We start from the raw sequence: 25,280 nt of genomic DNA on the forward strand, positions 1-25,280 counted from the left end.
AAGCTAAAGCCTTCTCAGCCCCCACATCAGATACATGCCGCCGATAATCGAAGCCACTAAACCTGCTGGAATTTCTTGTGGGTAAAGCCATTGCCTACCAAGCCAATCTGAGAACAGCATCAATGCCATACCAATTAACGAAGAACAAATAAGGTGTTCTTTGGCACGGCTATATCCGAAAAGCCTAGCCATGTGCGGCGCCATCAACCCAATGAAGCTCAATGGACCAACCACCAGTGTTGCACTTACGGTTAAGCAAGCCACCAGCACTAACAATAGAATTCGAGATTTTGAAACGTTGATACCTAGAGATTGTGCGCTCACTTGCCCTAGTGGCAACACATCCAACCATCGCGCACAGAGAAAACCTAACGAGATAAATACAACCGACGATATCAATAACGGAACAAGTGTTACTTCGGTAACGTAATACGTTGAACCTGCCAACCAAGCGAGAACTTGATAACTTCTTGGATCGCCGCCCGCTAAAACAAAGCTCTGTACTGCATTCATTAAGGCTGTTATTGCGACACCTGTCAGCAACACTCTTTCAGGTTGAAAGCCAGACTTCTGGTTGAGCAGAACAATGATGCCCAAAGTACATACCGCACCAATGAACCCACCAACATACAAGCCAATAACGCTACTTCCAAGCCCGGCAAAGATCGCGATGATCAAGCCTAACGCCGTACCCGAACTGATACCGATAACTTCTGGGCTCGCCATTGGATTACCACTCAAACGCTGAACTATCGTGCCAGCGACCGCCAACATGCCTCCTGCTAATGCTGCCGCAGCTAATCTAGGTAAGCGCCATTCAAGCATCGCCCAATCTTGAGTTTGAAATAACCAGCGCCAACCTTCTGTCTGTACTGCAAATAAACTGAACACCACCAGCGACAAAACAATCGATAGGCTCGCCAACACCACGGCATGTTTGTTTAAACGTGATGCCACTTCCTTATGACGCGTTAAGACGGTCTGGGTTTGTGACTGGCTTTTCATTGATAACTTTGGCAATAGCCACAACAACAGTGGCGCGCCCAAGGCTGCGGTCGCTGCACCTGTTGGGATAAACATCGACATAATGCCCGGCAGCTGTTGAATCAGGAGATCAGTAAGGCTCAATAACAGGCCACCAAGTAACATCGAAACTAATAACTTAGGTACTAAACGGTGCACACCCATTAAACGTGCTAACGCTGGCGCGGCTAAACCGACAAAACCGATAACACCCACAGCACTAACAACCCAAGCCGTTAGCAACACTGCTAATCCGAGGCAAACGACTCTTAACTTAGGTAATGAAACACCTAAGCTCTTAGCACCCTGCTCTGATAACTGAAGCAAACTTAAAGGCTTTACGAACAGAAACGCAGCAAGAGTTGCGATAACCAAACGCGGAGCTAAGTACTGAACATCTTCCCACCCGCTTTGGACAAGTGATCCAGCGCCCCAAATCATCAAACCATTGAGCTTATCTTGGTTCATCATTAATAAGACGGTGCTCACAGCGCCAAAATAGAGGTTGACCACTAAGCCAGAAACAATGACCACAGTTGGAGACAAAGCGCGTCGCCAAGACAATACGAACACTAAACCAATCGTAGAAATACCACCAATAAGGGCGACCAACGAATACGACCATTCTAAAAGCCAAGGGGCATACAAGGTCGCCAACATAAGGGCAAAGCTTGAACCGCTCGCAACACCTAAAGTCGAAGGCGATGCCAATGGATTTCTAAGCACCTGTTGCATTAACACCCCCGCAACGGCTAGCGCTGCGCCAGACAACAGTGTGGTAAACAGCCTAGGCCACCACGCCAAATGCAGTTTGACTGAGTCAGGAGAAGAAAAGTCTGCACTCCACAAACTCGATAGACGACTCAGTCCAAACTGAGAAACAGATAAGTGTTGGCCGATGAGTGCCAACGTTGACACCATTAACAGTGTCAAAACACCAAACGAGAGAGATCTCATTGCACTACTCCCTGATTCAATTCAGACACAATAAAACGAGCAAAACGTGTAGCGGAAGGAATGGAACCAAAACTCCAAACAGCGGGAACTTGTAAAGCCGGATAGCCCGACTCCTTCACTATGTATTGCCAAAACTGATTTTGTTTCAGGCTCTCTTCTGTTCCTGCTGGCATTGGAGAGATAATCACAATTTGCCCATCAACACCTATCAGCTGGTCGACCCCGACTAAACTGTATCCCCAAGCGTTTGTCTGTCTTTTCCACGCGGATTCAAGACCAATCTTATTGACTGACGCTTTGTAAAGACTGTTGTTCCCAAAGACGCGAACGTGGTTAGTGTCCATGAACTGGACCATCAACATAGGAGGCGCATTATCTGGTAGTTTCGTGCTTAAACGATTCATTTCTGCGTTTGCTTGTTCAATCAAAGCTTCAGCTTGAAGCTCTTTTTCAGATACCTCAGCTAATTGTCGCGTGACGCGCTCTAACGCTGACCAATCCACATCACCGCTTCGGTACAAACCAATCGTCGTGACAGGCGCAATTTTGCTTAGTTGAGTTTCCAACGTTGAAAACATTGGGGAGAGTAATATTTTGTTTGGCTTCAGCTCATGAATACGTTCAAGATTCGGCTGCGTTCGCAAGCCAACATCCGCAACGGTTTGAGGAACCTCTGGGGATTTCACCCATGAGTTATAATCGGGTATTTGAGCGACGGCGACTGGCGTTACACCCAATGCCAAAAGCGTTTCGGTATGAGTCCAATCAATCGAAACTAAGCGCGGGCTTGGAGCTGCGCTAACATCAAGCATGTCTTTTTCAGTAGCATAAACGGGAATAACAGCCAATAAGCTCGCACAAACAAGACTCGAAACAACGGAGTGCTTGATGTTCATACGACCAAAACTAGGTTGAAGATAACGGCTAAACATCATGCTGGATCCAAATCACCTGGCATCGCGACTGGGTAACCCGCCGAGTGCTGGGTAATGTGCATAGGTACACCATAGATATCTTTCAATATCGACTCTTTGAACACCTCATCAACCTCGCCTTCGACCAATAGCTCCCCGCTATGAAGGGCAATGATATGATCGCAAAAGCGTGCCGCCATGTTGATATCGTGTATCACGATGATGACACCTATCTCTAACGTTTCACTCAATTGCTTAATCAATGTCAGCATTTCAATCTGATGACCAATATCGAGCGCAGCTAGCGGTTCATCGAGCAATAGGTATTTGGTACGCTGAGCCAACAACATCGCAAGCCACACACGCTGTCGTTCACCACCCGACAAAGTATCGACTAAACGATCAGCGTATTGGGCAGTGTCGGTCAGTTGCATCGCCTCTTGAACGTATTGCTTATCTTTACTTGAAAGCCGGCCCAATAAGCCATGCCAAGGGTAACGACCAAAGCTCACGAGATCTTTGCCTGACAGGCTATCGGTTGCGGGTAAGTGTTGTGGTAAATAGGCTATTTGCTGAGCGAAATCTTTATCTGACCACTTACCTACGGCTTTATCTTTAAGAAAAATATCACCAGAAGTGGCGTGCTGTTGCTTAGCTAGCAACTTTAATAAGGTCGACTTCCCTGAACCATTGTGCCCAACTAAAGCGTAAATTCTACCTTGCTCAAACGACACATCGAATGTCTTAAGCAATTGCTTATCTCCTACGCTAAAACCGAGTCCCTTTGCTTCGAGCATATCTTCAACCTTAAAACACATCATCCACTAAAACGTTAATGAAATGCGAACATATTCATAAGATCATTAACAGACACGCTTTTATACACTTGCAAAAATTTAAATGCAAACGATTTTCATTTAGATTAAAGTGTATTGCATACGAGATTTTTCCCGTTAATTTAGAGGGTTAGCGTTATTACGATGAATCAAATGCGCTTGTTATGGATTATTCACCTTGTTGCAAAATGGTTAAACCAATGAAGAACTGCCCTTTCACTCATTACCACTAAATCATCCGTTTGTGGTCGATGAATTCAGTTTAAAACAGACTTGGGCGTCAAAGATAAACAGATCGATATCCATATCACGCCGTTTGATCGACAGCACCTCAATGACAAGCTATTTGATATCACTAACGTGTACTGTCCCATCGCAATTACTCATTCAATTGACAAAAGGAAGGACGAATATTTTGAAGGGCATTATTTGGTCGCGCAGGAGTTACAACAACTGGGCTTTGCGCATCATAGGCTAGAGGCGAACGTTGACGAGATAGAGCTTATGGTGAAGTTGGGGATGATTCATTCCGAAGCTGTGACGTTGCTATTCTCGGCTAAGGAAGCCATCTATAAAGTATTTGCTCGATTTGTAGCTAACGGCTTGAATTTTGGCTCTGAGACACTGTTCGTGATAGATAAAGTCGGCGTTAAGTTTGCGTTGTCACAACAAGTCGCATTACCAACTCGCAATATCATAAGTGACAGCGTAATGTGGAGTGGTTTTAGGGCAGTAACCTGCCAATACAGGTACTTAGAACAGCAGTAAGCGTATTTAACCGTGTATTACTACCAACTCGATAAATTGCAATTGCGCTGATTCACCAACTCAAAAAGAAACGCACATCACATGATGATCTGGGTCGCTATCGATATCGACGCTCGACCAACCGAGAGATAGGTACAAGGACGGTATATTGGTATAGGCGTAAAGCTTAGACGCAGAATCTTCTGCAGTTTTCGATTGGTAGAAGGCTGGCATCTGTTCCACCGCTCGCTTAATCAATTCACTCGCAATGCCTTGGCCTCGCCATTTATCATCAACATAAACAGCGTTAATCCAGACGACATCCCTTACTTGATGAGGTTCTTGAAAATGGGAATACGCTAAGCCACCGATGACAACATTTTCGCGAATGACCACTATCACTGGCGGTAGATGAGTGTTGGTTGGGTCCGAGTTTTCTGGATAGGCCGATTTAAACTCAAAGTCCGCCCATTCACTTTGAAAAAGGCGTTCGAGCTCTTGCCAGTGTGGAGAATGCTGGACACATTGTCTAAAAACGACTTTTTGCATTTAAACTTCCTTTTTAAATACGAACGATAGAAATGAGAACCAGTGAGTTAAACAAATCACTAAAAGCAGTATTACGCTACTCTTCTTCCTCATAATGATCATAGTCTGCGTCTTGATTAATCTCTTCTCCACAACCTAAGCATTCCGCTTGTAAGTCCGTTGGCATCACAATAATCAAACCACAATGTGGGCACAAATCGCCTTGTTGATACATATAGATTCCCTTCTACTTTAACCAGCCTACTTTACCCAATTTTGATTAGGGTACATTTGCTTGCTCGCTTCTAACCAATCGTGAATCACTTGGCGAGCTGCCTCAGTCGGTGGCGCGTTTCTTTTACCGCAGATTTGGTCAATCTCGAAAGGAAACGCTTTACTTGGAACACGACGTAAACCTATGGTTAAGCGCTGAGGTTTCATCATTCGAAACACCACATAGCGATCACTCATTATGCGATTATGATACACGCCAATGCAGTGCTTTTGTTCGATACCCTCTTTCTCAAGATCAAAGTAATCCGTAATTGGGTGAATGTTTTCATTCCCCAGCAAAGGGACCGGATACGGGATATCCATGTCCATAGGGCGATTGCCTTCTAAACGTCGCATTTGACGCTGCTCAGTCCAACGGTCGTGGAGTTGTTCGAACATTACGAACGAGTTCTGACTGGTTATTGAACGTAAAGGATCATCAATTTCTAAATCCTGCCCTAACAATATCGCATCTTGGAACATGGCCATCTTCGACGGAGAGTTGAGTCTACCCTCTTCAACCATTGCAATGCCCAGTCGACTGCCAGTTAAAAATGGATGTACCTGATCCAAACGCAATGCCGTGTAGCCAACCTTCGAGTAGTGCTTAAACTTGAGAACTCGTCTTTGCAGTGGCTCTAGAATTCGCACGATATGGTCGAGTTCATCGCCAACGTTGTAGTGCAGCTCAAGCTTATCGATAAATTTTAGCGTCGCTTTGCTGCTGTCTAAACCAAGCTTAGCCAGGATCTTCTTTTGCCCTAAACGACTCAGCTCCAGAGCCTTCTGGTTATCAACACTGTATTTCATACAAATCAGCGCCAAGATCACTGGCCGTAATTCCAACAGTTGTGCCGCTTCATAAGTGTTCGCCGCCAACCATAACATTTGGTACTGATATTCTGGAAAGTTATCTGTGATTTCACGGTAACATGCAGGCAGAGTTTCTAACCATCGCCCGTTAACATCAAATTGCTCTATCAGGTTAAGGCTTAACCCAATACCACCATCGAGTGGACGTCGTCCGTCTTCAAACACATGGAAGCCAACCAATTTTTGTGACCAATCACGAATCTCGATATCGTAATCAAAGCCAAGTGTTCGGGTGGGAATGGTGAGTAATGCTGTCATTGATGCCTCTTCATTGGTGGCGCATTGAACTTTCAAGCCTATATAACAGCATAAGCTAGCGCTTCATCCACTATATCAACCTTTTGTAAATTTCTTATCAATCAAAGCGCTATATACAGCATAGCCTTTATAAGATCTTTGAATGATGATTTTCCTTAATATGAGACCCCTTCGATATCATTTGCGCCAACAAAAACTATGCTTGTTACATAACCCAAAACAAAAGGCTTAAATTATGGAATACCGACATATTCTAGTCGCCGTTGAATTGTCTGACGACACCAAAGTACTGATTGATAGAGCGACTTTCTTCGCGGATAAACTCGATGCGGGTATTTCGTTTGTCTACATCGATGGAACGCATGGGGAAATCTACCCTGAGCTTGTTGATATTCAAGCAAACGACGGGGATTTACCCATCAATCAAGATGCCGTTAACCACTTGAAGGAGTTCGAAGCTTACGCAAAGCACCCTATTAAGCATATTTTTGTAGGTACGGGCGATCTGAACGATAAGCTCAAGAACACTATCTCAGAGAATAACGTTGACCTATTGATGTGCGGCCATCACCATGATTTTTGGCATAAGCTTATTTCCCACTCGAAACAGATAATCGACACTTCTCCGATTGATATCTTGGTCGTTCCGATGGAATAGCAGCTTTCTGTTAAACGGTTAAAACGTTCAGCATTGCCAACCTCTATCGGTATTATTGGTTGGCATATTTCGTTTGGTTGAATACTCTTTTTTGAACGTCCCTTTCCCTCTGACTCAAGACTACTGATTTCCCTACATCATTTGTGATCTTGTTAGCGTATCAACTCGTAAGCGTCTAATAATTAACAATTCACGAGTGTAAGCATGAAAAAGATTGGTCTCTATCTTTTTACAAATGACTTAAGAATCAATGACAACACACTACTTTATAAAGCGTCGCAGAGCGTCGACGAGCTACTGTGTGTCGCGGTCGAACCAAGGCTTTCTACCTACTCTGTTCGACTTTCGCAAGAACAGGAAAACGGGGCGCATCGTCACCTCTTCATTAAGCAAGCTATAGATGATTTAGCCTCGAGTTTGGCGCGTCTTGGACAACGCCTTTTAGTGTTAGAGCGAAATACGAGTGAGGACTTAGTTCAACTCGTCAAATCTCAGCAAGTGACACACTTTTTTGCCAGTTCGCATTGTGCCCATGACGAGCGACAGTTAGTAATTGATACGCTAACGCAGTGCCCTGGTTTATTCATCTCTCAACAACATCACACGACTTTGTTTGAGAGTGATGCGTTCCCCTTCGAACTTACTAAGCTACCTCGTTCGTTCACTAAGTTCCGTCTTCAAGTTGAATATTTAGAGATTGAGATAGAAGAGAGTGTAATAAGTTCCCTTCCACCAGCGCCACAAACCGCTACCGAGTGTTATAGAAAGCCGATACCTGAGTTAAACGACTCAAAACCAGGCGACTACATAGGCGGCGAAACGGTAGGGTTAATCCACTTAGAAAACTACTTTTCAAATGACTATGCCGGAACCTACAAACAGACGCGAAACGCATTGGATGGCATTGAGAACTCAACCAAATTTTCGCCATGGCTAGCATTAGGGTGTGTATCGCCAAAAACCATTTACCGCCACTTAAAACAATTCGAAGCGCATCTTGGCGCGAACGATTCTACCTACTGGATTTATTTTGAGTTGTTGTGGCGTGAGTATTTCTACTGGAAGTGTTTAACGCTGGGGACATCGCTGTTTGGTCGAGAATCTAGTGATCTGCCAAATGAACAATTGCTCGATACCACTTCGGGATCAAGCTTCGCCAAGTGGAAAAGCGGCAACACCAACTACCCAATTGTTGATGCCTGCATGCGCCAGCTTAACGCAACGGGTTATATGTCTAACAGAGGCAGACAGCTGGTCGCTAGCTGCTTGATTCATGAACTCGGTATTGATTGGCGCCACGGTGCTGCTTATTTCGAAAGCCAACTCATCGATTACGATGTGGCATCGAATTGGGGGAATTGGGCTTATATCGCTGGAGCGTTGAATCCACAAGCTCCTCAGAACGTCAACAAACAAAGAGCAGCCCATCAATCACAACTTAAATCCCGTCATTTCGATCTTGTTAAGCAGACAGAAATGTATGACCCAGAGCACGCCTTTATCAACAAGTGGCACCGGGGTGATGAAGCTTCAACGTCAACTCGATATCAGGACGTAATATGAAATACAAAACTGTACGCCTAATTTTAGGTGACCAGCTCAATATTGAGCACTCTTGGTTCGCTCATGTCAGTGATGAAGTGATCTACATCATCGCCGAACTAAAGCAGGAAACCGACTATGTTGCCTCGCACATCCAAAAAGTGGCGGCGTTCTTCTCTGCTATGGGTTATTTCGCTGAAGAGCTAACACAACGTGGACACCAAGTGTTGCATTTGACCTTGGATGATACGGCACAGTTTAAAGATCTCGATGCTGTTCTTCAGCACTACACAAACGAGTTTAACGCCGAGAAATTTGAATACCAAAGACCAGACGAATATCGTCTATTAGAACAGCTCAACAAACTCAAACTGCCTAACACTATCAAAGGATGCTACGACTCCGAGCACTTCATGTTTCCTTTTTCTGAAATCGAAGAACAGTTTCCGAAAGACAAACACATCATGATGGAGCATTTCTATCGCCGAATGAGAAAGCGTTTCGATATTCTCTTAAACGATGGAAAACCAGTCGGCGGCAAATGGAACTATGATGCAAACAACCGTAAAAAGCTCAAGAAACAAGACATCGAAAACCTGCCACAACCCTTGATGTTTGCCAACGATATCTCACCCATCCTAGAGCGCATCGAACGACATCAAGTAGTAACTATAGGGCAAGTTGGCGACCAATTGCTTTGGCCTGTGAATCGAGCGCAAAGTTTGTCTTTGCTCGCTCACTTCTGCCAAGTTTGTCTGCCGCTATTTGGCCAATTTCAAGATGCAATGACAGTGGAACATGACTCAAAGTGGAGCTTGTATCACAGCCGACTCTCGTTCTCGCTAAACAGCAAGCTTCTTAGCCCTAGCGAAGTTATTGATGCAGCTCTTTCGGCTTATCTCGCCTCTTCTAAGCAAGGTGCGCCCACTATCGATATCGCACAGGTCGAGGGGTTTATTCGTCAGATATTGGGTTGGCGTGAATACATACGGGCGGTGTATTGGGCGAACATGCCGGCTTACGCTACCAAGAACCACTACTCAGCAGACAGAGCATTGCCACATTACTTTTGGGATGGCCAAACTAAGATGAATTGCATGAAGCACGCGATTGATCAGTCGCTAGAGTATGCTTATGCCCACCATATTCAAAGGCTCATGGTAACGGGCAACTTCTGCTTAATCACAGGCATTGCACCAGACCAAGTCGACAGTTGGTACCTCGGCATTTACGTTGATGCGATTGAATGGGTTGAAATGCCAAATACGCGAGGTATGGCACTGTTTGCGGATGGCGGGATCGTCGGAACCAAACCATACTCTGCCAGCGGTTCGTACATTAATCGCATGAGTGACTACTGCAAAGGCTGTCATTACAAGATTAAAGAGCGCACTGGTGAGTCCTCGTGTCCGTTTAACAGTTTGTACTGGCGCTTCATGAATCAACACCGCGACGCCTTAAACCGAAACCCTCGCATGGGTATGCTTTATCGTTCTTGGGACAACATGGATGAACAAGAACAACAAGCGATACTCGATACCGCAGAACAACGACTGATGAATTTGGAGAACTTATAATGGTGGAGCAACTCAGATTACACATATTGGTTATCGGTGGTAGTGGCGGTATTGGATTCGCCGTGGTTAAGCACCTACTGTCTGAGCTGTCTCGCTTTGATTTTCTCGATATTCATGTTGCAGCGACTTACCATTCCCAAAAGCCTGAGATTGATGATAGGCGCCTAACTTGGCACCAAGTTGATGTGACTCAAGAATCCGATATCGTCGAATTACGTTCTCAATTTGATCAACTCGATTGGCTGATTAACTGCGTTGGGATGTTACATACGCCAGAAATTGGGCCAGAAAAGAACTTGTCGTCCATCGACCCAGAATTCTTCCTCAAAAACATGTCTGTGAATACCCTACCAAGCTTGTTGCTCGCTAAGCACTTCACTCCACTTCTCAAAGCGAGTGACAACCCCAAGTTTGCGGTGGTTTCCGCCAAGGTTGGCAGCATTTCAGATAATCGCTTAGGCGGTTGGTATAGCTATCGTTCATCAAAAGCTGCCCTCAACATGTTCATTAAAACCATGTCGATTGAATGGGGTCGCACCATTAAGAAAGGCACCATATTAGCGCTGCACCCAGGGACGACCAATACTGCGTTATCGAAACCCTTTCAAGCAAATGTACCTGAAGGTAAACTATTTGATTCAGCTTACGTGGCACATCAACTCGTCGACATTATTCGCACCGCCACACCAGAGCAAAGCGGTCATTTCTACGCGTACAACGGTGAACAGTTACCTTGGTAAAGTAGACGTTAAAGATTGGGAATTATCGGAACTTCACTGAGATTCCCTATCACGCTCGTCCCTCGCTGTAGGGAATGACGACTTTATTGGTATGTGGATACCTTTCATAAATAACCAAAAGGCAGTTTAGCATCTAAAGTCAGTTACACTCACGCGGAACATCCGAATACATGAACATAACGATTAGTAAGTACTGTACAAACAGGAAATGTACGCAATAGTCCAATCCATAACCTTTCACCATCATTCCCGAGAAGGAGGAACAACTGCATTGCGAATCTCATTAAGACATTCGCTAAACGTTAGTGAGACTACCTATAACGCTCGTACCTCGCTTTAAGGAATGACAAGGGTTACGCAAACAAAGTTACCATTACCTTTATTCAGAATATGAGCCTCACTCGCAACCTACTGTGGGGAATCAGTATCCATTCAATGAGTAACTCATAACCCTCACCGTCATTCCCGAGAAGGAGGAACGACTGAGTCGGGAATCTCATTAAGACATTCGCTAAACGTTAGTGAGACTCCCTATAACGCTCGTACCTCGCTTTAAGGAATGACAAAGGTTACACAAACAAAGTTACCATTACCCTTATTCAGAATATGAGCCTCACTCGCAACCTACTGTGGGGAATCAGTATCCATTCAATGAGGAACTCATAACCCTCACCGTCATTCCCGAGAAAGAAGAACGACTGAGTTGCTAATCTCATTAAGACATGCGCTAAACGTTAGTGAGACTCCCTATCACGCTCGTACCTCGATTTAGGAAATGACAAAGGTTACGCCAACAAAGTTACCATTACCTTTATTCAGAATATGAGCCTCACTCGCAACCTACTGGGGGGAATCAGTATTCATTCAACGAGTAACTCATAACCCTCACCGTCATTCCCGAGAGGGAGGAACGACTGAGTCGGGAATCTCATTAAGACATTCGCAAAACGTTAGTAAGATTCCCAGTCACGCTCGCTCCTCGCTGTATGGAATGACGAAGTCTTCGCCAGAAAAATCTAGCGTTGCTACAGTCTAGCTTTACTTAGGTTTGTTCCGGCGACAACGCTCAGAGCAATACACGACTTCATCCCAGCAGCGCTCCCACTTCTTGCGCCATGCGAATGGCTTTTGACACACAGGGCATGTCTTTGTAGGTAAGTGTAGCTTTTTGTGCATGAATGTTCCTTGTGTTTTGGCCTATCAATTGAAGTTCTAACAGAGAGATTCCCTATTAAGCTCGTTCCTCGCTATACGGAATGACGGTAGTTGTCATACCCAAGCTAGCTTGCCCGACTTCAAATAATGGTCGGAACTCTCTATCACCCGACCATATCTTCCATCCATTGGCATAAAACTGAGAGCCCCACTCCTTCATCCCCAAGAAGGAGGAACGACTGAGCTGGGGATCTGCTCTTGTTGAAGCTGAAACCATTTCAACTCAACACGCTGGGCTTTTGATGTCAGACGACCAATCTCGAGATATTAAGCAACCACTTTGTACTGCTTTTCCATCTCGCTAACGCCAAGGCCTGCGTGCTTGGTTACTTTCAACTGAACAGGCACACGCTCTTTTAAAGCTTCAACGTGGCTGATGACACCAATCATTTTGCCTGATGCATTCAAGTTATCGAGTGCGTTCAATGCGATGTCTAGCGTGTCACTATCAAGCGTGCCAAAGCCTTCATCTAAGAAGAGAGAATCAATACTGGTTTTGTAACTCACAAGATCAGATAGCGCCAATGCCAACGCCAAACTCACCAAGAAGCTTTCACCACCAGACAGAGTTTTGGTGTCGCGCATTACATCCCCCTGCCAGGTATCGAGTACCTGTAGCTCTAAGCCATCGTCGGCTTTGCGTTTTAATTCATAGCGACCATGCAAACGCTGTAATTGCTTGTTTGCCAGGTACACCAAGTTTTCCAGTGTTAGACCTTGAGCAAACTTACGGAATTTGTCGCCATTCTTAGAGCCAATCAGCGAGTTCAAGCGCGAGATATCATCGAACTCGACTTGTTGTTCAGAGATCTGCTTAAACAAATCTTGCTGGTTACTTCGGTTCTGACGATCCGTTTCAAGGTAGGCAGAAATTGCGCCAATTTTACTCGCATGATTTTGCTGAGCTTCTTGGCAGTCAGCTGTCGCCTGCTCCACTTGCTGTTGATTTTGTTCTTGCCATGTTTGCGCATTTTCGTGGTTTTGTAGCTCCACTTGCGCTGCTTTTGCCGTATTCAGCCTTGCTTGTGCGCCGACAATTGCTTCACCCAAAGACTTCTTAAGGTTTTGTAATTGAGTGTGTACCTCTTCATCGAGCAGTGCAGCTTCAAAATCAACCTCCCCTTCAAATGGGCTCGCTTGCAAAGCTTCAACCCAAGCATTGGTCGCTTGCGTGTGGCTTGTTTGCTTCGTGGTTAACTCATCAGAAAAACCGGTATGTTTCGTTTGTTCGGTTCGATGTTCCAATTCGCAGCAGTTAAGTACCAGCTGAGCCGCGTCAAACGCTGTAACTGCGTCTGTTACCTTTTGCTTCATTGCTTGGCTTGCTACTTGAATGTCTTGCTCACCAAACAACTGCGCTCTTTCACCACCAATACGAGCCAACTCCGCTGTTAACAATTCGCTTTCTTTGCTTAACGCATCCAGCTCTTTTTGTGCACTGCTGAGTTTGTCATCCAGTGTTTTTTGTTCAGCACATTGGGTAATCAAGCGCTTCTCTAGCTCAGCCTGTTGCTGTTTGGTTTGCAACCATGTGTTTGAGGCTTGCAGTTTTTCAGCAAACCAAGCGTCAATGTGATCGAGCTCAGGAGCCTCGATCGAGGTTTCCACAATGCTCTCTTTGAGTGAGTGCCATTGTTGCTCTCTAGCTTGCGCGGTTTGACTTGCTTGATCATTCGCAGTTTGGTTTTGCTTCTTGAGGTCGTTGAGACGCTCCTCCGCTAACACAAGATTAGCTTGCGCTTTATCAGCCATAACGCTCGCTGATAAACGTTGTTTTTCAGCTTCGGCGTAGCTGTTTTTAGCATCTACTAAGACTTTTAGCTGCTGCTGAGTTTGATTTAAGTGAAGCTCACATTGCTCAACAAAAGTCGTCACCGCAAGTTCATTCCCCAGGTCAGCCACAGAAAGTGGTGTTAACTCCAGAGTCACAGCCGTAACGTCAGACAAACTCTGTTGAAGCTTACCTATTACAGATTGCCAATTAAGTTGAGCTTGCTGGATATCCGCTTGTGCACGTTGAATATCATCACTTAGTGCTGTGATCATAGGAGCAAGAGAATCCAACTGTTGACGATGCTCTTGACCATCTTTCTTAATGACCGCTAACTCATGTTTTTCTCGCTCTTGCTGAGCAATCAAGTTCGCAATATCTTGCGACTGCTCAACCGTATGTTCAGTAGAACCACACAGCGGACATTCAGAGCCAAACTCCAACTTCGCACGGTACTTAGCTAGCTCTCCCTCTTGCGCGATTAACAAGGTTAAGCGCTCAAGTGATGTCTCTTTCTCTTTATATCGTTCAACGAGTACTTCACGCTCTTTCGATAGCTTGTCAGCCTGCTGAATGTTAGTTTGGTGGGCTTGTGTTTTGACGCCAAGCTGTTGCTGTGCGTTTAAAAAACCACGATTGATTTCAAACAACGAGTGGGTGTTACGATTCCAAAACTCCAAAATCTCTTTTTGAGCAAGTAATGTTGTTTCACTGGTGTTCGCCTGTAGCGCTTCCCATTGCTGCTTGGTATTGTTCTCGGCCAGCACCAATTCAGCTAGAGCTTGATCTTGCGATGCTTTGGTTTGCTGTGCGTTTTTAATCACAACTTGTTGAGCTTCTAGCGCCGTATAGGTTTGCTTCGCTAGATTGAGTTGTTGCGAATGCTGCGACTCTAACGTACGCACTTGCTCAACTTTGGCTTGCCACTGACCTAAGTGCTTTTCGAGGTGTTGGTCCGCCTGATGCGCCTCTAGATAGCCAGCACTTAGCTTTTCTTGCTGTTTCAACTCGTCAATCTGTTGCACCAACATAAGCTGTTGATTACGTTGCTGTGCGTGTTGTTCATTCAACGTATTTGCGGCGTTAACCGCCGAGGTTTGCTTGTCTTTGAGTACCGATATTTGGTTGTCGAGTGGGCGGACTTGCTCAATGACCTTTTCTTGATCCTGTTGCTCGGCTTTAACTTTTTCAACCGATTCGCTACTTTTAGTCAGCTTGGCTTGGGCGTCTAACTTCTCGGTCTCGCGCACCGCGAGCAACTTAGAACTGTTATCTAGGTTAATTTGCGTAAGGTTGAGCTCATGTTCACAGCGTTTTAAGTCTTTGTGCAGAGGTCGCAATTTCTCAGCCGGCTCGCTGTTTGCCAAACGTAACAAAAATGGTTGGTTTTGCTCTAAATCGCTTTGCGCTGTTTTTAGGTCTTGTTCACTGGTCGCAACAGTATGCTGCGCTTTGGTCACGTCTTTCCACCAGCTAAGGTGAGCTTGCCACTCTTTTAGTTGTTCTGCTAAACGTTTCTGTTCAGCTTCTAACGTCTCACGCTCTGTTGTCAGCTCTTGAATTTGCTCATCAGACAGTAAACTCACACCCTCAGCTTTTGCTTTCAGGTGATTAAGCGACTCTTCACTCGACTTGAAGTGATCGTAAATACGTTCTGAAATCAGGCTATAAACTTCAGTACCTGTAAGTTCTTCCAACAATTCGGCACGATCATTCGCGTTAGCATTTAAGAAGGCAGCAAATTCGCCTTGAGAAAGCATGATCGACTTAGTAAAGCGAGAGAAATCGAGACCTGTCACCTGCTCAACCAACTTGGTCTTCTTGGTTAACATGGTCTCTAATACTTTATCAGTGTCTGCATCAGCAAATTCACATGTTGGTGTTTGCAGAGCACCATCGTGCTTACCGCGCGCTCGCTTTTGGTGGAAGTTAGAACGGTAAGTTTTGCCCTGCACTTCAAATTCAAGCTCAGCGAAACACTCACCAGTACCGCGAGTCATCAGCTCGTTATTGCCTTTAGCTATGCTTTTCAAACGAGGCGTTCGGTGGAATAGCGCTAAACAAATTGCATCCAGAATAGTCGTTTTACCCGCACCTGTTGGGCCCGTGATTGCAAACAGACCATTTTCTGCAAACGGTGATTGGGTGAAATCGAGCTTCCAACGCCCTTTCAAAGAGTTCAGGTTTTCAAATTCTAGGCTTAAAATCTTCATACTCGTTACTCTTCTACTTTGTTTGTTGCTTGAGCGCTTTCAGACACTTCGACCATGACTTGCTTAAACTTCACCGTCATTCGCTCTAAGCGGGCTTTTTCAGACTCAGTTTCGAACTCTTCTAAAGCAATGCGCTTGGTAAACACGTCCATTGGGCTCAGTTCAGACAGAGTTTCTGCTGATTCTTGCTCCAACGCTTGGTTGCGACGCTCTCTTGCACGGCGCAGTTGAAGTACTTCCACATTCAAGCCTTCAGTCAATGCACGCATACGTTCTTGTAGATCAGATAGGTAATCTTGAGCCTGAACCTCTATCGACAACCACACGCTTTGTTCGCCATCCAAACCAATGTATTGATTCAGCTGAGACTCTATCTCGCTCAAGTCGCCTTTAATTTCGGCTAACGGCTGGAAAGTTGGAACGGCTAATTGAGAAATGGTTCGTTCGCCTTCAGAAAACTCAACCACGCACACCTGCTTCTGAGATTTAAGCTCATCAAAGCTCAGTGGGATTGGAGAACCGGAATAACGAATGTATTCACGCTTAGCCACCACTTGCGGGCGGTGAATATGACCAAGAGCAATGTAGTCAGCATCTGGGAAACCATCCGCAGCAAAGCCATCTAGGTTACCAACGTAAATATCACGTACAGAATCTGACTGTTGCACGCCCATTGCAGTAAGGTGTCCCGTAGCGATGATTGGCATGTGCTCATGGTTTTCATAAGTAGCACGCTTAGCGACTGCCGCCTCATAAACACTTTGGTAATGCTGCTTGATTGCATCGCCAAGCTGCTTTTGCCGCTCTACGCCAGATACACCAGCTTGACTGGTCAGCACATCACGTGGACGGATAAAAGGAATAGCACACACAAGCGCTTCTACATCGCCCTTTTTGCCCTTGAGTTCAACAACCTGAGTCGCATGATCTTCGTTGGTATTTGGGATGACGTCGGCTCCCATGTATTTAAGCAGCTGTTGGGTCTCTTTCAGAACCGAAACGGAATCGTGGTTTCCGCCTAGCAGTACCAATTGACAGCCAATCTTGTTCGAATCGACGACAAACTTATTATACATCTCACGAGCGTAACTTGGTGGCGTACTGGTATCGAAAATGTCACCAGCAACGATGATCGCATCGATGTCATGTTCAGTAACTTGCTCAAGTAACCATTGTAAGAAACGTTCATGTTCATTCTTACGGCTTTTATTGTAGAAGTTTTGGCCAAGGTGCCAATCGGATGTGTGAAGAATCTTCATTGCTGCTCACTGGAAGTCGGTAATACCTATAATCTACCAAAATCGCCCATACAATTCCCTTTCATAAGCTTGTGAAAAGCAACTAATTTTACGCATGAACGCATCATGGGTTATAGCTACAAAAAAAGCCGCTCATAATCAGAGCGGCTTTCGTATCAACTATAAACAATTTCAGATATCAACATGCATTAGAAATTGTAAGAAGCACCCAGAGTTACTGTACTAAATGCGACATCTCGGCTGCTTGTACGCAGTTTGTTGCCGTTGATGCTATATGTATAAGTCTCAATATTCACGGCGTCCGCTTGAGAAATTAGGCGAAGCGTTAGGTTCTCTACTGGCGTATATTCCACACCAACACCGAAGCGGAAACCTGCACCTGAATCATCGCCATAAAAAGCACCATTACTTGAATTTAGATCAACGTAGCTAAAGCCTGCCAATACAAATGGACGGATTGAGTTATCGAATGTGTAACCTACATTTGCTGCAACCGAAAGTGATGTTGGTGAAAGAAGCTTAAAACTATATTTTCCGTATTCAGCGTAATCCGTGTAGCCTAGTTCGATGCCTACAATACGGTTGAATTGATAACCACCATAAAGGCTGTATCCCATGCTTTCAGCGTCTAAGTTGGCACCACCATCTGTGTCCGAATCCTGATGAACACCAAGGCCTGCACCAATGTATGGACCACCCTCAATACCCGCAGCAGATGTAGGAAGCGAAACCAAGCCAACTAGGCCCAATAAAAATGTTGTTCTAAGCATTAAAATACCCTTTTTTTTGTTCCACAGTACCGTTCATCAACTATTAATAGGTTTCCGACACTATTCCAACGGTTGCGATACTGTTTAAAATAAATTATTCAAGCGACTTCTAATAAACAATAAAACACTGTTCATTTGCGAAGTGATTGGGAAATTATCACGACAACTCTCATTCACCAAGCGAATAATTCATAAATCTTATAGAGTCTTATTTATGAGACAAAATAGAGCAAAAGCGTAAAGATGAGTAAGAATCACAGTATCAGCATTAAATAAATAGCTATAAAACAGTTAGTTATAGAACAATCAATCATATAGAGTGGTTGGTATATTCTAGCTATTACTTAATACTCCCCTTTCTGGAAAACAAAAAAGCTCACGCTATTTATTAATAGAGTGAGCTTTAATTTATCCTTTCAAATCATTCAGAACGAGACACTATTAAAATATATTTAAAATAGTGAGTGCAATATTAATGAGCTTCAGCAAGGCTTGCCAAATAGGTATTCGTTAAATAGAAGCCACTAAACTTTTCGACAAAATCTTGAGGTACCGTTTTCTCCGTTAAGCCCGACTTAATCAAAGCGCTCTGCCACGCTTGCACTTTAGGAAAACCTTCTAACATATCAAAACCTGAACGTTCTTTTATCACTGATGCGCGGTGTAATAGTGGTAGCCAAGCGATATCGACATTTGAAATGTAATTTCCTTTAAAGAACTGTGTATCGCCTAATTTATTTTCAGCTTTAAGAAACGCTTTTTGAAGATTTGCCAAGCGCGTATCAAACGTATCTTTGTCTTTACTTCCCATCGTTCCGCATTGTGGCATGTAATGTTTGCTCGCTTGATAAGACCAAGCTCGATCCAATGCTTTTTGCTCAGCAGTTACCTCTTCAATAGGTGCATATTTATCGTCAAGGTATTCAACAATCGCATCAGATTCAAATAATACGGTGTCATCTTCCGTCACTAGCACAGGTACTTGACCATTTGGAGAAATATCCAAAAACCATTGTGGCTTGTTGTTAAGCTCAATGTATTCGATTTCAAACGGCACTTTTTTCATAACTAGAGCCCCCATTACACGTTGAACAAATGGGCAGTTTTTAAAGCTAATCAGTTTAATCATTGTTGACTCCGTATCAGGTAGTTAATTTGTATTTACATCCCTAAGACGAGCGTCATCAACAAAAGACGAACTATTATTCCATTTTTCTAAAAATTAAGAAATGTAGCCACTTAAACGATTAAAGAAATTGCTATAGATGCCATTATTACACCCACAACAAGTTCCAATACCTTCCAGGCTCGCGGGTTCTTAAACATCGGAGCCAAGAAACGCGCACCAAAGCCAAGAGAAAAGAAGAACACAAAAGAAGCCGACACCGCTCCGGCTCCAAATAACATCTGATTAGGTTGATATTGAGTAGAAATAGAGCCTAATAACACCACGGTATCCAGATAGACGTGTGGGTTTAACCAAGTAAAAGCTAAACACATGGCTACAGCTTTGATTAGTGAATCATTGGCTTGCGCATTCGCTTCTAGCGCATGATTTTCAGTGAATGCCGAGCGGAAACTTAAAAATGAATACACGCCCAAAAACATTGCCCCACCATAACGAGCAATCAGTTCGATTTGAGGAAACTGCTGAACAATAGCTCCGAAGCCTGTGACGCCAAAACTAATCAGCAACGCATCAGAGACAGCACACACAGTACAAATGACAAAAACATGTTGGTTCTTTAAGCCTTGCTTGAGTACAAAAGCATTTTGAGAACCTATCGCAAGGATCAGCGAAAGTCCGAGGGAGAAACCGGCAAAGTAAGTCGTCATTAAAAGCACTTCGAAATAGGTTGGATAATCATAAGTTACTATAAAATGGTGTATTTTTTCATAAAATTTACAATACGATCACATATCCGTTACATAGCACAAAAGCAACACATTCAAATTGCAACTACATGCATATCAGAGCTACTTTCTGACTTCGATTTTAGGAATGTAATCAAAGGAAGAAACATGATTAAAAAGCTGTGTTTAACATTGATACTTTGGGTAATAGCGAGCCATGCATACGCAACATCACTTTATTATATAAACCGCACTGAGAAACCCATATTGATAAACTTTTCAGTAGAGTCCAGTGCGCCAGTCAGTAATGGTTACCAATACAGGTTAACAGAAAATGACTTAGTAATTTGGCCGTATCAAAAAGCTAAAGTGGCTGATTTTAATCGATATTATGGGATAGTAAATGGCGCTACATACAATTACTTTCTGACGATATCACGATTGAGCGATAAGGGAACATGGGAAGTTAAACCGCAAGAACCAGTCGCTCAACTTAAGTTGGTTGGTCATGGTTCAGGCTCGACGTTGTCTTATGGGTATAAAGGTCAAGGCTTAATGACTGACTACAACCCGTACATTCTTCATCGATATAATCAAGATGGATATCACTCTGAGTTCGGCGTTAAAGCGGTATACACATCGGGTTTTGACGACGTTGAATATGTTGTGTCTGAACATACAATCAATGACACAGAATATGAACCAAACATCCTCAACGTTGCATCATACAACTTATGGTTGCTCCCTTCTGTGTCTTCCAATATTGCAGGCCGAGCAAGTATCATGAGCCATAGCCTTTCTGGATTTGATGTACTCACTTTGCAAGAAGCTTTTTCTAGCGATAGAGACATTCTATTCAATAAGTTAGCGGACGAATATCCATACAGAACAGAGGTGGTTGGTGGTAACAGTAATGCGCTGTACGATGGCGGTGTGGTGACATTTAGCCGACATCCAATCATCGACACCGATAGTATCGTCTTCGAACACTGTACAGGCACTGACTGCTACGCAGACAAAGGCGTTGTATATACCAAGATAAACAAGGATGGCGAGATATACCACATTTTCAATACACACCTTGCCTCTTTCAACACACCTTCAGCTAAGCGTCTAAGGCGCCTACAACTCGGTCTAATGCGAACCTTTATGTTGACCAAAGACATTCCTGCTAACGAAGCGGTGATCTATGCTGGAGACTTCAACATCGACAAAAATAGTGACTTCTTGGAATACCTTTTGATGCTTGCTACGTTAGATGTTGATCCTCCAGAGTTCAGAGGCTACACCCGTGCAACCTTTGATCCGACAATTAACCCGTACGCCGCATATAAGTATTCAGGTGGTGCCGATGTAGAGTATCTGGATTACGTTTTTGTAAGTAGAGTGCACAGACGAGCAGTAAATAATACAAATACGGTAAAACTCAACCAAAGACTAAACTCAGAGACTTGGGGAAGTTGGCACTTATCCGACCATTTTGCTATTGATGCTAACTTTGTATTTAGTCCAAATGAGTAACGTTCTAAAACAACCATAAGTTTGAACTAACAAAACACACTTGGGATGCTCGTTCTGTTCTTTCAATAAGAAGATCGAGCTCCTTATCCTCTCCTTTCACTGGCTCAATGAAAACCTTCTCATCTTATAAATAACAAATTAATCAATTGATTTTTAAGCAGTTTAACCTGCGGCGTGCATTTTATAAATGTTGAATTTGTTAATAGAATTCAGCTCAAACTTTAAAGCTTAAAAATCGCGCACAGTGGGATCTCAATACCATTTCATTGACCAAATGAATGATAGAAGTCTAATTGCATATTACCTTTGGGCTGCTTTTTGAACGGGTATTTCCCGCTCACAAAACTGGCAAAACGTGTTAAGCATTGCGTTTAAAAAACAGTTTTGGCCGTATAATTATAAGGATGCTACACAGATGAAACACGGATACAGACTTACTACTCTCGCTTTAGCTATTATTGCTTCCGCACACGCCACCGCTACAACAGTTAAAGAAGACAGCTTTTCACCTCAGATTGTCAATTCACCTTTCATACAAGACGTAAAAGGTACGATTGTTGAGGATTACTCTAAAGACCCCATCCAACCATCCTTCTTCTCGATGAGAATGATGAGCTCTGCTGATTCACAGCGCGGCGATTGGTTCAATCTATCTGCAAGCTACACAAGACTTCAAGGCGTAGGTTCTGACGTGGTATATGACTACCTTATGCCACCACTAAAGCCAGAGCCAGTGATCGTGGCTGTTCTTGATTCTGGCGTTGATGTGGAACATGAAGACCTTAAAAACAAACTTTGGACCAACAAAGGCGAGATCCCAGATAACGGTATCGATGATGATGGCAATGGTTACATCGATGATATTCACGGATGGAACTTTCTCGGAAATTCTTTAGGGATCAACGTTGATCAAGATACATTAGAGGTTACACGAGAATACAAGAAGTACCTGAAGCTTAAAGAAAATGGACATTGGATTCCACGCAAAAAGCGTAAGTACTATGAAGGCGTTGAGTCCGACTATCTCTCCTCTTTAAAAGACGACCAAGATGCGTTAAATCGTGTCACTACCGCGATTGACCAAGCCAACGAATACAAACAAGAGATTCTTCAATACGTTGATCAGAAAGACTTTTCGACTAATGGTTTAAAAACGTTATTAGATAACGAAAACGCTAGCGTTGTTGCAGCGGCGCAAGGCCTACTTAGCCTATTTGAATCTTGGTACTCCTTTGAATACTTGGAATCTCGTCGTAGTCGCTATCAAGACTCTTTAGACTTCCATTTAAATCTTGAGCTCGATACTCGTCGCGACATTGTCCTAGATGACATCAATAACCCTTGGGAAAAAGGTTACGGTAACAACGATGTTAAGGGGCCTGTTGGCTCTCACGGCACTCACGTAGCTGGTATCATCGCTGCTGAACGCGGCAACTTTATTGGTATCGATGGTGTTGCGGACCATGCTCAGATAATGGCAGTGCGTATGGTGCCAAATGGGGATGAGCGAGACAAAGACATTGCCAACGCTGTTCGTTACGCTGTCGATAATGGTGCAAAGATCATTAACATGAGTTTCGGAAAAAGCTACTCACCTCGCAAGTACATTGTTGACCATGCATTCCGCTATGCCGCTCGTAAAGGTGTGCTGATTGTTCACTCTGCGGGTAATAGCCGTAACGACAACGACATCAAACCAAGCTTTCCAAACCGCTACGCTAAGCACTACCGTTCAAAGCCTATCTCAACATGGTTAGATGTAGGTGCATCTGCAAAATACGCAGATCAACGCTTAGTCGCAAGCTTCAGCAACTTCGGTCAAGAATCAGTCGATGTATTTGCTCCGGGATATCGCATCTTATCAACCACACCAGGCAACACTTACGGTTCAAAAAGTGGTACTAGCATGGCAGCACCTGTAGTTTCCGGTATCGCGGCATTAGTATGGTCTCGTTACCCAGATCTATCAGTGAAAGAGCTGAAATCGCTATTAATGAACGAATCAAAAGTCTACCCAGAATTGCTTGTTAAAAAGCCTTCTAGCCCGACGGATTTAGTGCCTTTCAACACCCTATCGATTTCCGGAAGTGTAGTTGACGCTGAAGCGATATTTACAGAGTTAGAAACACGCTAACGCTTTCATAGCTATTGATTCATTAAGAAAAAAGGTTGCTCAGAGCAACCTTTTTGTTTTTTATTGCAGCAAAAGAGATTCCAGATACCTCGTTCATCGATTCTGGAATGACGGGAGGAAATAGCATGAATGTTGTATTCGTCACTCCCTACTGTGAGGAACGACCGTGATAGGGAATCTCGTTTTGCGGTAATACACTCCAGACACCTCGCCCCTCCCTTCTAGGGTAACGAACGGAAATAACGTGAACGCTGTATTCGTCATTCCCTACTGTGAAGAACGAACGCAACAAGGAGTCTCGCTGTGCCGTAAGAGATTCCAGACACCTCGTCCCTCGGTTCTGGAATGACAAGAGAAAAGAGCACGAGTTTAGCACTCGTCATTCCCTACAGTGAGGGACGAACGTGATAGGGAATCTCTTTATACGGTGTAATTCTACTAGACCATATTTAGCGTAATTCGATACTCATGAACTGGCTATAAGGGTCTAATTCATAATCCGCAAAGGGTTCACAGTATCCAAAGCCAAATTTCTCGTACAAATTACGCGCAGGCTTGAAGTACTCCTCGGAACCTGTTTCCAAACTGATCCTCTGATATTGGCGCGAAGAAGCGGTGTCTAGAACATGCTGCAAAAGTTGACTCGCCACTCCTGTATTACGAGCAAACTGAGAAGTTCGCATCGACTTAAGCTCAGCATGTTGGGAATCCAACTCTTTAATAGCCACGCAACCCAATAATTGACGGTCTTTCCATGCACTGAAAAAAGTAATCTCTGGTGATCTCAAAGCATCAAGATCGAGTGCATGAACGCTTTCTGGTGGCGACGTTGCATACATGTCCGCTAAGTGCTCTTCTAATAGCCGAATTACCTCTCCGCCTGACAAATCATCAATTTTTATTTTCATAACGCTTTAATTATCCTTAATAAAATTTTAATCCGTTTTCCATTCAGTAAAATTACGCTAGTGTAGTTAAATGATGAATATCATACTTTGCATGTAGAGTCTCGCTGCATTTACCGTGTCTATCAGCGATATACCCAAATTAATGCAAAGCACCATTTTACGGTAGAGATTATTTGATCAGACTGACATGAGTATCCAACTAGACTTAACGACAGCCCTACCTTGCCAGAACTTCGATTCTGATCAAGGATACATTACCCTCCAGGATCATCAGATCATTGATGTCGACGATAATATCGCAACCCTATTTGGTTACGATGACCGAGAGTCGCTATTAAAGAGTGTCGACTTCGTTTATTCCATGGTACCAGAGAGTTACCACGGCGCTCTTCGTGAACGTTACCTCACAGCCATTAAAGGTCAGCTTCAGAAAGGAAAACTGTATAAGGATGTACCTATTAATGGGCGAACTCTATCCCTATTTAGCCTAGCGCACGTCATTAAACCCAATGACCGCCCTGCTCTTCGAGTCATGATCATCGATATCACATCTGTGGTTGCCTCTGAACGTAAACATCAAGAGATTAAGATTTTCTTGTTATTTTCAAGTTCTAGTTTACTATGCGCCACCCCAATTTTTTCAGCAAATGCTGCAGGCAAACATGTCCGCCAACGCGCTCTATACCGACCTATCCGGTTACTATGATTT

General features: G+C 43.9%; 21 protein-coding genes. 8 read left to right on the forward strand and 13 right to left on the reverse strand.

Going from position 1 to position 25,280, the window contains the following annotated elements; genetic code table 11:
- Positions 1-3: 3 nt before the first annotated feature.
- The 3 genes from fhuB to BTO10_RS14620 are packed head-to-tail and all read right to left on the reverse strand — an operon-like array spanning position 4 to position 3,691.
- Positions 4-1,980, reverse strand: a complete 1,977-nt coding sequence (gene fhuB, locus BTO10_RS14610) for a Fe(3+)-hydroxamate ABC transporter permease FhuB (protein WP_105025001.1) — start codon at positions 1,978-1,980, stop codon at positions 4-6.
- Complete coding sequence (locus BTO10_RS14615) at positions 1,977-2,912, reverse strand: ABC transporter substrate-binding protein (RefSeq protein ID WP_374955531.1); 936 nt, start codon at positions 2,910-2,912, stop codon at positions 1,977-1,979. Before BTO10_RS14615 ends, fhuB begins: the two co-directional genes overlap by 4 nt.
- Positions 2,912-3,691 (reverse strand): ABC transporter ATP-binding protein, encoded by a 780-nt coding sequence (locus BTO10_RS14620; protein ID WP_105025600.1) that lies wholly within the window; start codon positions 3,689-3,691, stop codon positions 2,912-2,914. Before BTO10_RS14620 ends, BTO10_RS14615 begins: the two co-directional genes overlap by 1 nt.
- Before the next feature lie 312 nt (positions 3,692-4,003).
- Here BTO10_RS14620 and BTO10_RS14625 point away from each other — a divergent pair, with 312 nt between their 5' ends.
- Positions 4,004-4,498, forward strand: a complete 495-nt coding sequence (locus BTO10_RS14625) for a hypothetical protein (protein ID WP_258098714.1) — start codon at positions 4,004-4,006, stop codon at positions 4,496-4,498.
- A 60-nt stretch (positions 4,499-4,558) separates the two neighbouring features.
- On the opposite strand, the gene BTO10_RS14630 is transcribed toward BTO10_RS14625, so the two are convergent.
- The 3 genes from BTO10_RS14630 to BTO10_RS14635 all read right to left on the reverse strand — a co-directional run bounded on the left by BTO10_RS14630 (position 4,559) and on the right by BTO10_RS14635 (position 6,409).
- Complete coding sequence (locus BTO10_RS14630) at positions 4,559-5,026, reverse strand: GNAT family N-acetyltransferase (protein WP_105025003.1); 468 nt, start codon at positions 5,024-5,026, stop codon at positions 4,559-4,561.
- Positions 5,027-5,102: 76 nt separating this feature from the next.
- Entirely contained in the window at positions 5,103-5,240 is a 138-nt protein-coding gene (locus tag BTO10_RS23500) for a hypothetical protein (RefSeq protein ID WP_181143983.1), read from the reverse strand.
- 26 nt (positions 5,241-5,266) lie between these two features.
- Entirely contained in the window at positions 5,267-6,409 is a 1,143-nt protein-coding gene (locus BTO10_RS14635) for a PcfJ domain-containing protein (RefSeq protein WP_105025004.1), read from the reverse strand.
- A gap of 235 nt (positions 6,410-6,644) precedes the next feature.
- Here BTO10_RS14635 and BTO10_RS14640 point away from each other — a divergent pair, with 235 nt between their 5' ends.
- From BTO10_RS14640 to BTO10_RS14655, 4 genes are all read left to right on the forward strand, one after another.
- The gene (locus tag BTO10_RS14640; RefSeq protein WP_105025005.1) at positions 6,645-7,067 is read left to right on the forward strand and encodes a universal stress protein; all 423 of its coding nucleotides are present in this window, start codon (positions 6,645-6,647) and stop codon (positions 7,065-7,067) included.
- A 204-nt stretch (positions 7,068-7,271) separates the two neighbouring features.
- Positions 7,272-8,630 (forward strand): DASH family cryptochrome, encoded by a 1,359-nt coding sequence (locus tag BTO10_RS14645; protein ID WP_105025006.1) that lies wholly within the window; start codon positions 7,272-7,274, stop codon positions 8,628-8,630.
- The gene (locus BTO10_RS14650; protein ID WP_105025007.1) at positions 8,627-10,186 is read left to right on the forward strand and encodes a cryptochrome/photolyase family protein; all 1,560 of its coding nucleotides are present in this window, start codon (positions 8,627-8,629) and stop codon (positions 10,184-10,186) included. Before BTO10_RS14645 ends, BTO10_RS14650 begins: the two co-directional genes overlap by 4 nt.
- Positions 10,186-10,926, forward strand: a complete 741-nt coding sequence (locus BTO10_RS14655; protein ID WP_105025008.1) for an SDR family oxidoreductase — start codon at positions 10,186-10,188, stop codon at positions 10,924-10,926. The genes BTO10_RS14650 and BTO10_RS14655 overlap by 1 nt, the downstream gene beginning before the upstream one ends.
- 1,038 nt (positions 10,927-11,964) lie before the next feature.
- Here the strand turns inward: BTO10_RS14655 and BTO10_RS14660 are convergent.
- From BTO10_RS14660 to BTO10_RS14685, 6 genes are all read right to left on the reverse strand, one after another.
- The gene (locus BTO10_RS14660) at positions 11,965-12,102 is read right to left on the reverse strand and encodes a DUF2256 domain-containing protein (RefSeq protein ID WP_105025009.1); all 138 of its coding nucleotides are present in this window, start codon (positions 12,100-12,102) and stop codon (positions 11,965-11,967) included.
- A 306-nt stretch (positions 12,103-12,408) separates the two neighbouring features.
- Positions 12,409-16,125, reverse strand: a complete 3,717-nt coding sequence (locus BTO10_RS14665) for an AAA family ATPase (protein ID WP_105025010.1) — start codon at positions 16,123-16,125, stop codon at positions 12,409-12,411.
- 5 nt (positions 16,126-16,130) lie between these two features.
- Positions 16,131-17,384, reverse strand: a complete 1,254-nt coding sequence (gene sbcD / locus BTO10_RS14670; protein ID WP_105025011.1) for an exonuclease subunit SbcD — start codon at positions 17,382-17,384, stop codon at positions 16,131-16,133.
- A 188-nt stretch (positions 17,385-17,572) separates the two neighbouring features.
- Entirely contained in the window at positions 17,573-18,154 is a 582-nt protein-coding gene (locus BTO10_RS14675) for a porin family protein (protein ID WP_105025012.1), read from the reverse strand.
- Positions 18,155-18,626: 472 nt separating this feature from the next.
- A complete protein-coding gene (locus BTO10_RS14680) occupies positions 18,627-19,283 on the reverse strand; it encodes a glutathione S-transferase family protein (RefSeq protein WP_105025013.1) in 657 nt (218 codons plus the stop codon).
- A 110-nt stretch (positions 19,284-19,393) separates the two neighbouring features.
- The gene (locus BTO10_RS14685) at positions 19,394-19,990 is read right to left on the reverse strand and encodes a LysE/ArgO family amino acid transporter (protein ID WP_105025014.1); all 597 of its coding nucleotides are present in this window, start codon (positions 19,988-19,990) and stop codon (positions 19,394-19,396) included.
- A 186-nt stretch (positions 19,991-20,176) separates the two neighbouring features.
- Here BTO10_RS14685 and BTO10_RS14690 point away from each other — a divergent pair, with 186 nt between their 5' ends.
- Both BTO10_RS14690 and BTO10_RS14695 read left to right on the forward strand, forming a co-directional pair.
- Positions 20,177-21,529, forward strand: a complete 1,353-nt coding sequence (locus BTO10_RS14690; RefSeq protein WP_105025015.1) for a sphingomyelin phosphodiesterase — start codon at positions 20,177-20,179, stop codon at positions 21,527-21,529.
- A 415-nt stretch (positions 21,530-21,944) separates the two neighbouring features.
- Positions 21,945-23,663 (forward strand): S8 family peptidase, encoded by a 1,719-nt coding sequence (locus BTO10_RS14695; RefSeq protein WP_105025016.1) that lies wholly within the window; start codon positions 21,945-21,947, stop codon positions 23,661-23,663.
- A 449-nt stretch (positions 23,664-24,112) separates the two neighbouring features.
- Here BTO10_RS14695 and BTO10_RS14705 read toward each other — a convergent pair whose 3' ends face one another.
- Positions 24,113-24,571: a GNAT family N-acetyltransferase gene (locus BTO10_RS14705; protein ID WP_105025017.1), complete on the reverse strand. Its 459-nt coding sequence runs from the start codon at positions 24,569-24,571 to the stop codon at positions 24,113-24,115.
- Positions 24,572-24,758: 187 nt separating this feature from the next.
- Here BTO10_RS14705 and BTO10_RS14710 point away from each other — a divergent pair, with 187 nt between their 5' ends.
- On the forward strand, positions 24,759-25,277 hold the full coding sequence (locus tag BTO10_RS14710; protein WP_258100155.1) for a hypothetical protein: 519 nt from the start codon (positions 24,759-24,761) through the stop codon (positions 25,275-25,277).
- The last annotated feature ends 3 nt before the right edge of the window (positions 25,278-25,280 follow it).

It is taken from the genome of Vibrio chagasii (genome assembly GCF_002954585.1).
Lineage (GTDB): Bacteria > Pseudomonadota > Gammaproteobacteria > Enterobacterales > Vibrionaceae > Vibrio > Vibrio chagasii_A.

What these genes read in the sequence shown, in the direction of transcription:
- BTO10_RS14665 (WP_105025010.1), bottom strand. Translation starts at nt 16,125, where the DNA reads ATGAAGATTTTAAGCCTAGAATTTGAAAACCTGAACTCTTTGAAAGGG.
- BTO10_RS23500 (WP_181143983.1), bottom strand. Translation starts at nt 5,240, where the DNA reads ATGTATCAACAAGGCGATTTGTGCCCACATTGTGGTTTGATTATTGTG.
- BTO10_RS14660 (WP_105025009.1), bottom strand. Translation starts at nt 12,102, where the DNA reads ATGCACAAAAAGCTACACTTACCTACAAAGACATGCCCTGTGTGTCAA.
- fhuB (WP_105025001.1), bottom strand. Translation starts at nt 1,980, where the DNA reads ATGAGATCTCTCTCGTTTGGTGTTTTGACACTGTTAATGGTGTCAACG.
- BTO10_RS14675 (WP_105025012.1), bottom strand. Translation starts at nt 18,154, where the DNA reads ATGCTTAGAACAACATTTTTATTGGGCCTAGTTGGCTTGGTTTCGCTT.
- BTO10_RS14645 (WP_105025006.1), top strand. Translation starts at nt 7,272, where the DNA reads ATGAAAAAGATTGGTCTCTATCTTTTTACAAATGACTTAAGAATCAAT.
- BTO10_RS14690 (WP_105025015.1), top strand. Translation starts at nt 20,177, where the DNA reads ATGATTAAAAAGCTGTGTTTAACATTGATACTTTGGGTAATAGCGAGC.
- BTO10_RS14630 (WP_105025003.1), bottom strand. Translation starts at nt 5,026, where the DNA reads ATGCAAAAAGTCGTTTTTAGACAATGTGTCCAGCATTCTCCACACTGG.
- BTO10_RS14710 (WP_258100155.1), top strand. Translation starts at nt 24,759, where the DNA reads ATGAGTATCCAACTAGACTTAACGACAGCCCTACCTTGCCAGAACTTC.
- BTO10_RS14650 (WP_105025007.1), top strand. Translation starts at nt 8,627, where the DNA reads ATGAAATACAAAACTGTACGCCTAATTTTAGGTGACCAGCTCAATATT.
- BTO10_RS14635 (WP_105025004.1), bottom strand. Translation starts at nt 6,409, where the DNA reads ATGACAGCATTACTCACCATTCCCACCCGAACACTTGGCTTTGATTAC.
- BTO10_RS14685 (WP_105025014.1), bottom strand. Translation starts at nt 19,990, where the DNA reads ATGACGACTTACTTTGCCGGTTTCTCCCTCGGACTTTCGCTGATCCTT.
- BTO10_RS14615 (WP_374955531.1), bottom strand. Translation starts at nt 2,912, where the DNA reads ATGTTTAGCCGTTATCTTCAACCTAGTTTTGGTCGTATGAACATCAAG.
- sbcD (WP_105025011.1), bottom strand. Translation starts at nt 17,384, where the DNA reads ATGAAGATTCTTCACACATCCGATTGGCACCTTGGCCAAAACTTCTAC.
- BTO10_RS14705 (WP_105025017.1), bottom strand. Translation starts at nt 24,571, where the DNA reads ATGAAAATAAAAATTGATGATTTGTCAGGCGGAGAGGTAATTCGGCTA.
- BTO10_RS14640 (WP_105025005.1), top strand. Translation starts at nt 6,645, where the DNA reads ATGGAATACCGACATATTCTAGTCGCCGTTGAATTGTCTGACGACACC.
- BTO10_RS14680 (WP_105025013.1), bottom strand. Translation starts at nt 19,283, where the DNA reads ATGATTAAACTGATTAGCTTTAAAAACTGCCCATTTGTTCAACGTGTA.
- BTO10_RS14695 (WP_105025016.1), top strand. Translation starts at nt 21,945, where the DNA reads ATGAAACACGGATACAGACTTACTACTCTCGCTTTAGCTATTATTGCT.
- BTO10_RS14655 (WP_105025008.1), top strand. Translation starts at nt 10,186, where the DNA reads ATGGTGGAGCAACTCAGATTACACATATTGGTTATCGGTGGTAGTGGC.
- BTO10_RS14620 (WP_105025600.1), bottom strand. Translation starts at nt 3,691, where the DNA reads ATGCTCGAAGCAAAGGGACTCGGTTTTAGCGTAGGAGATAAGCAATTG.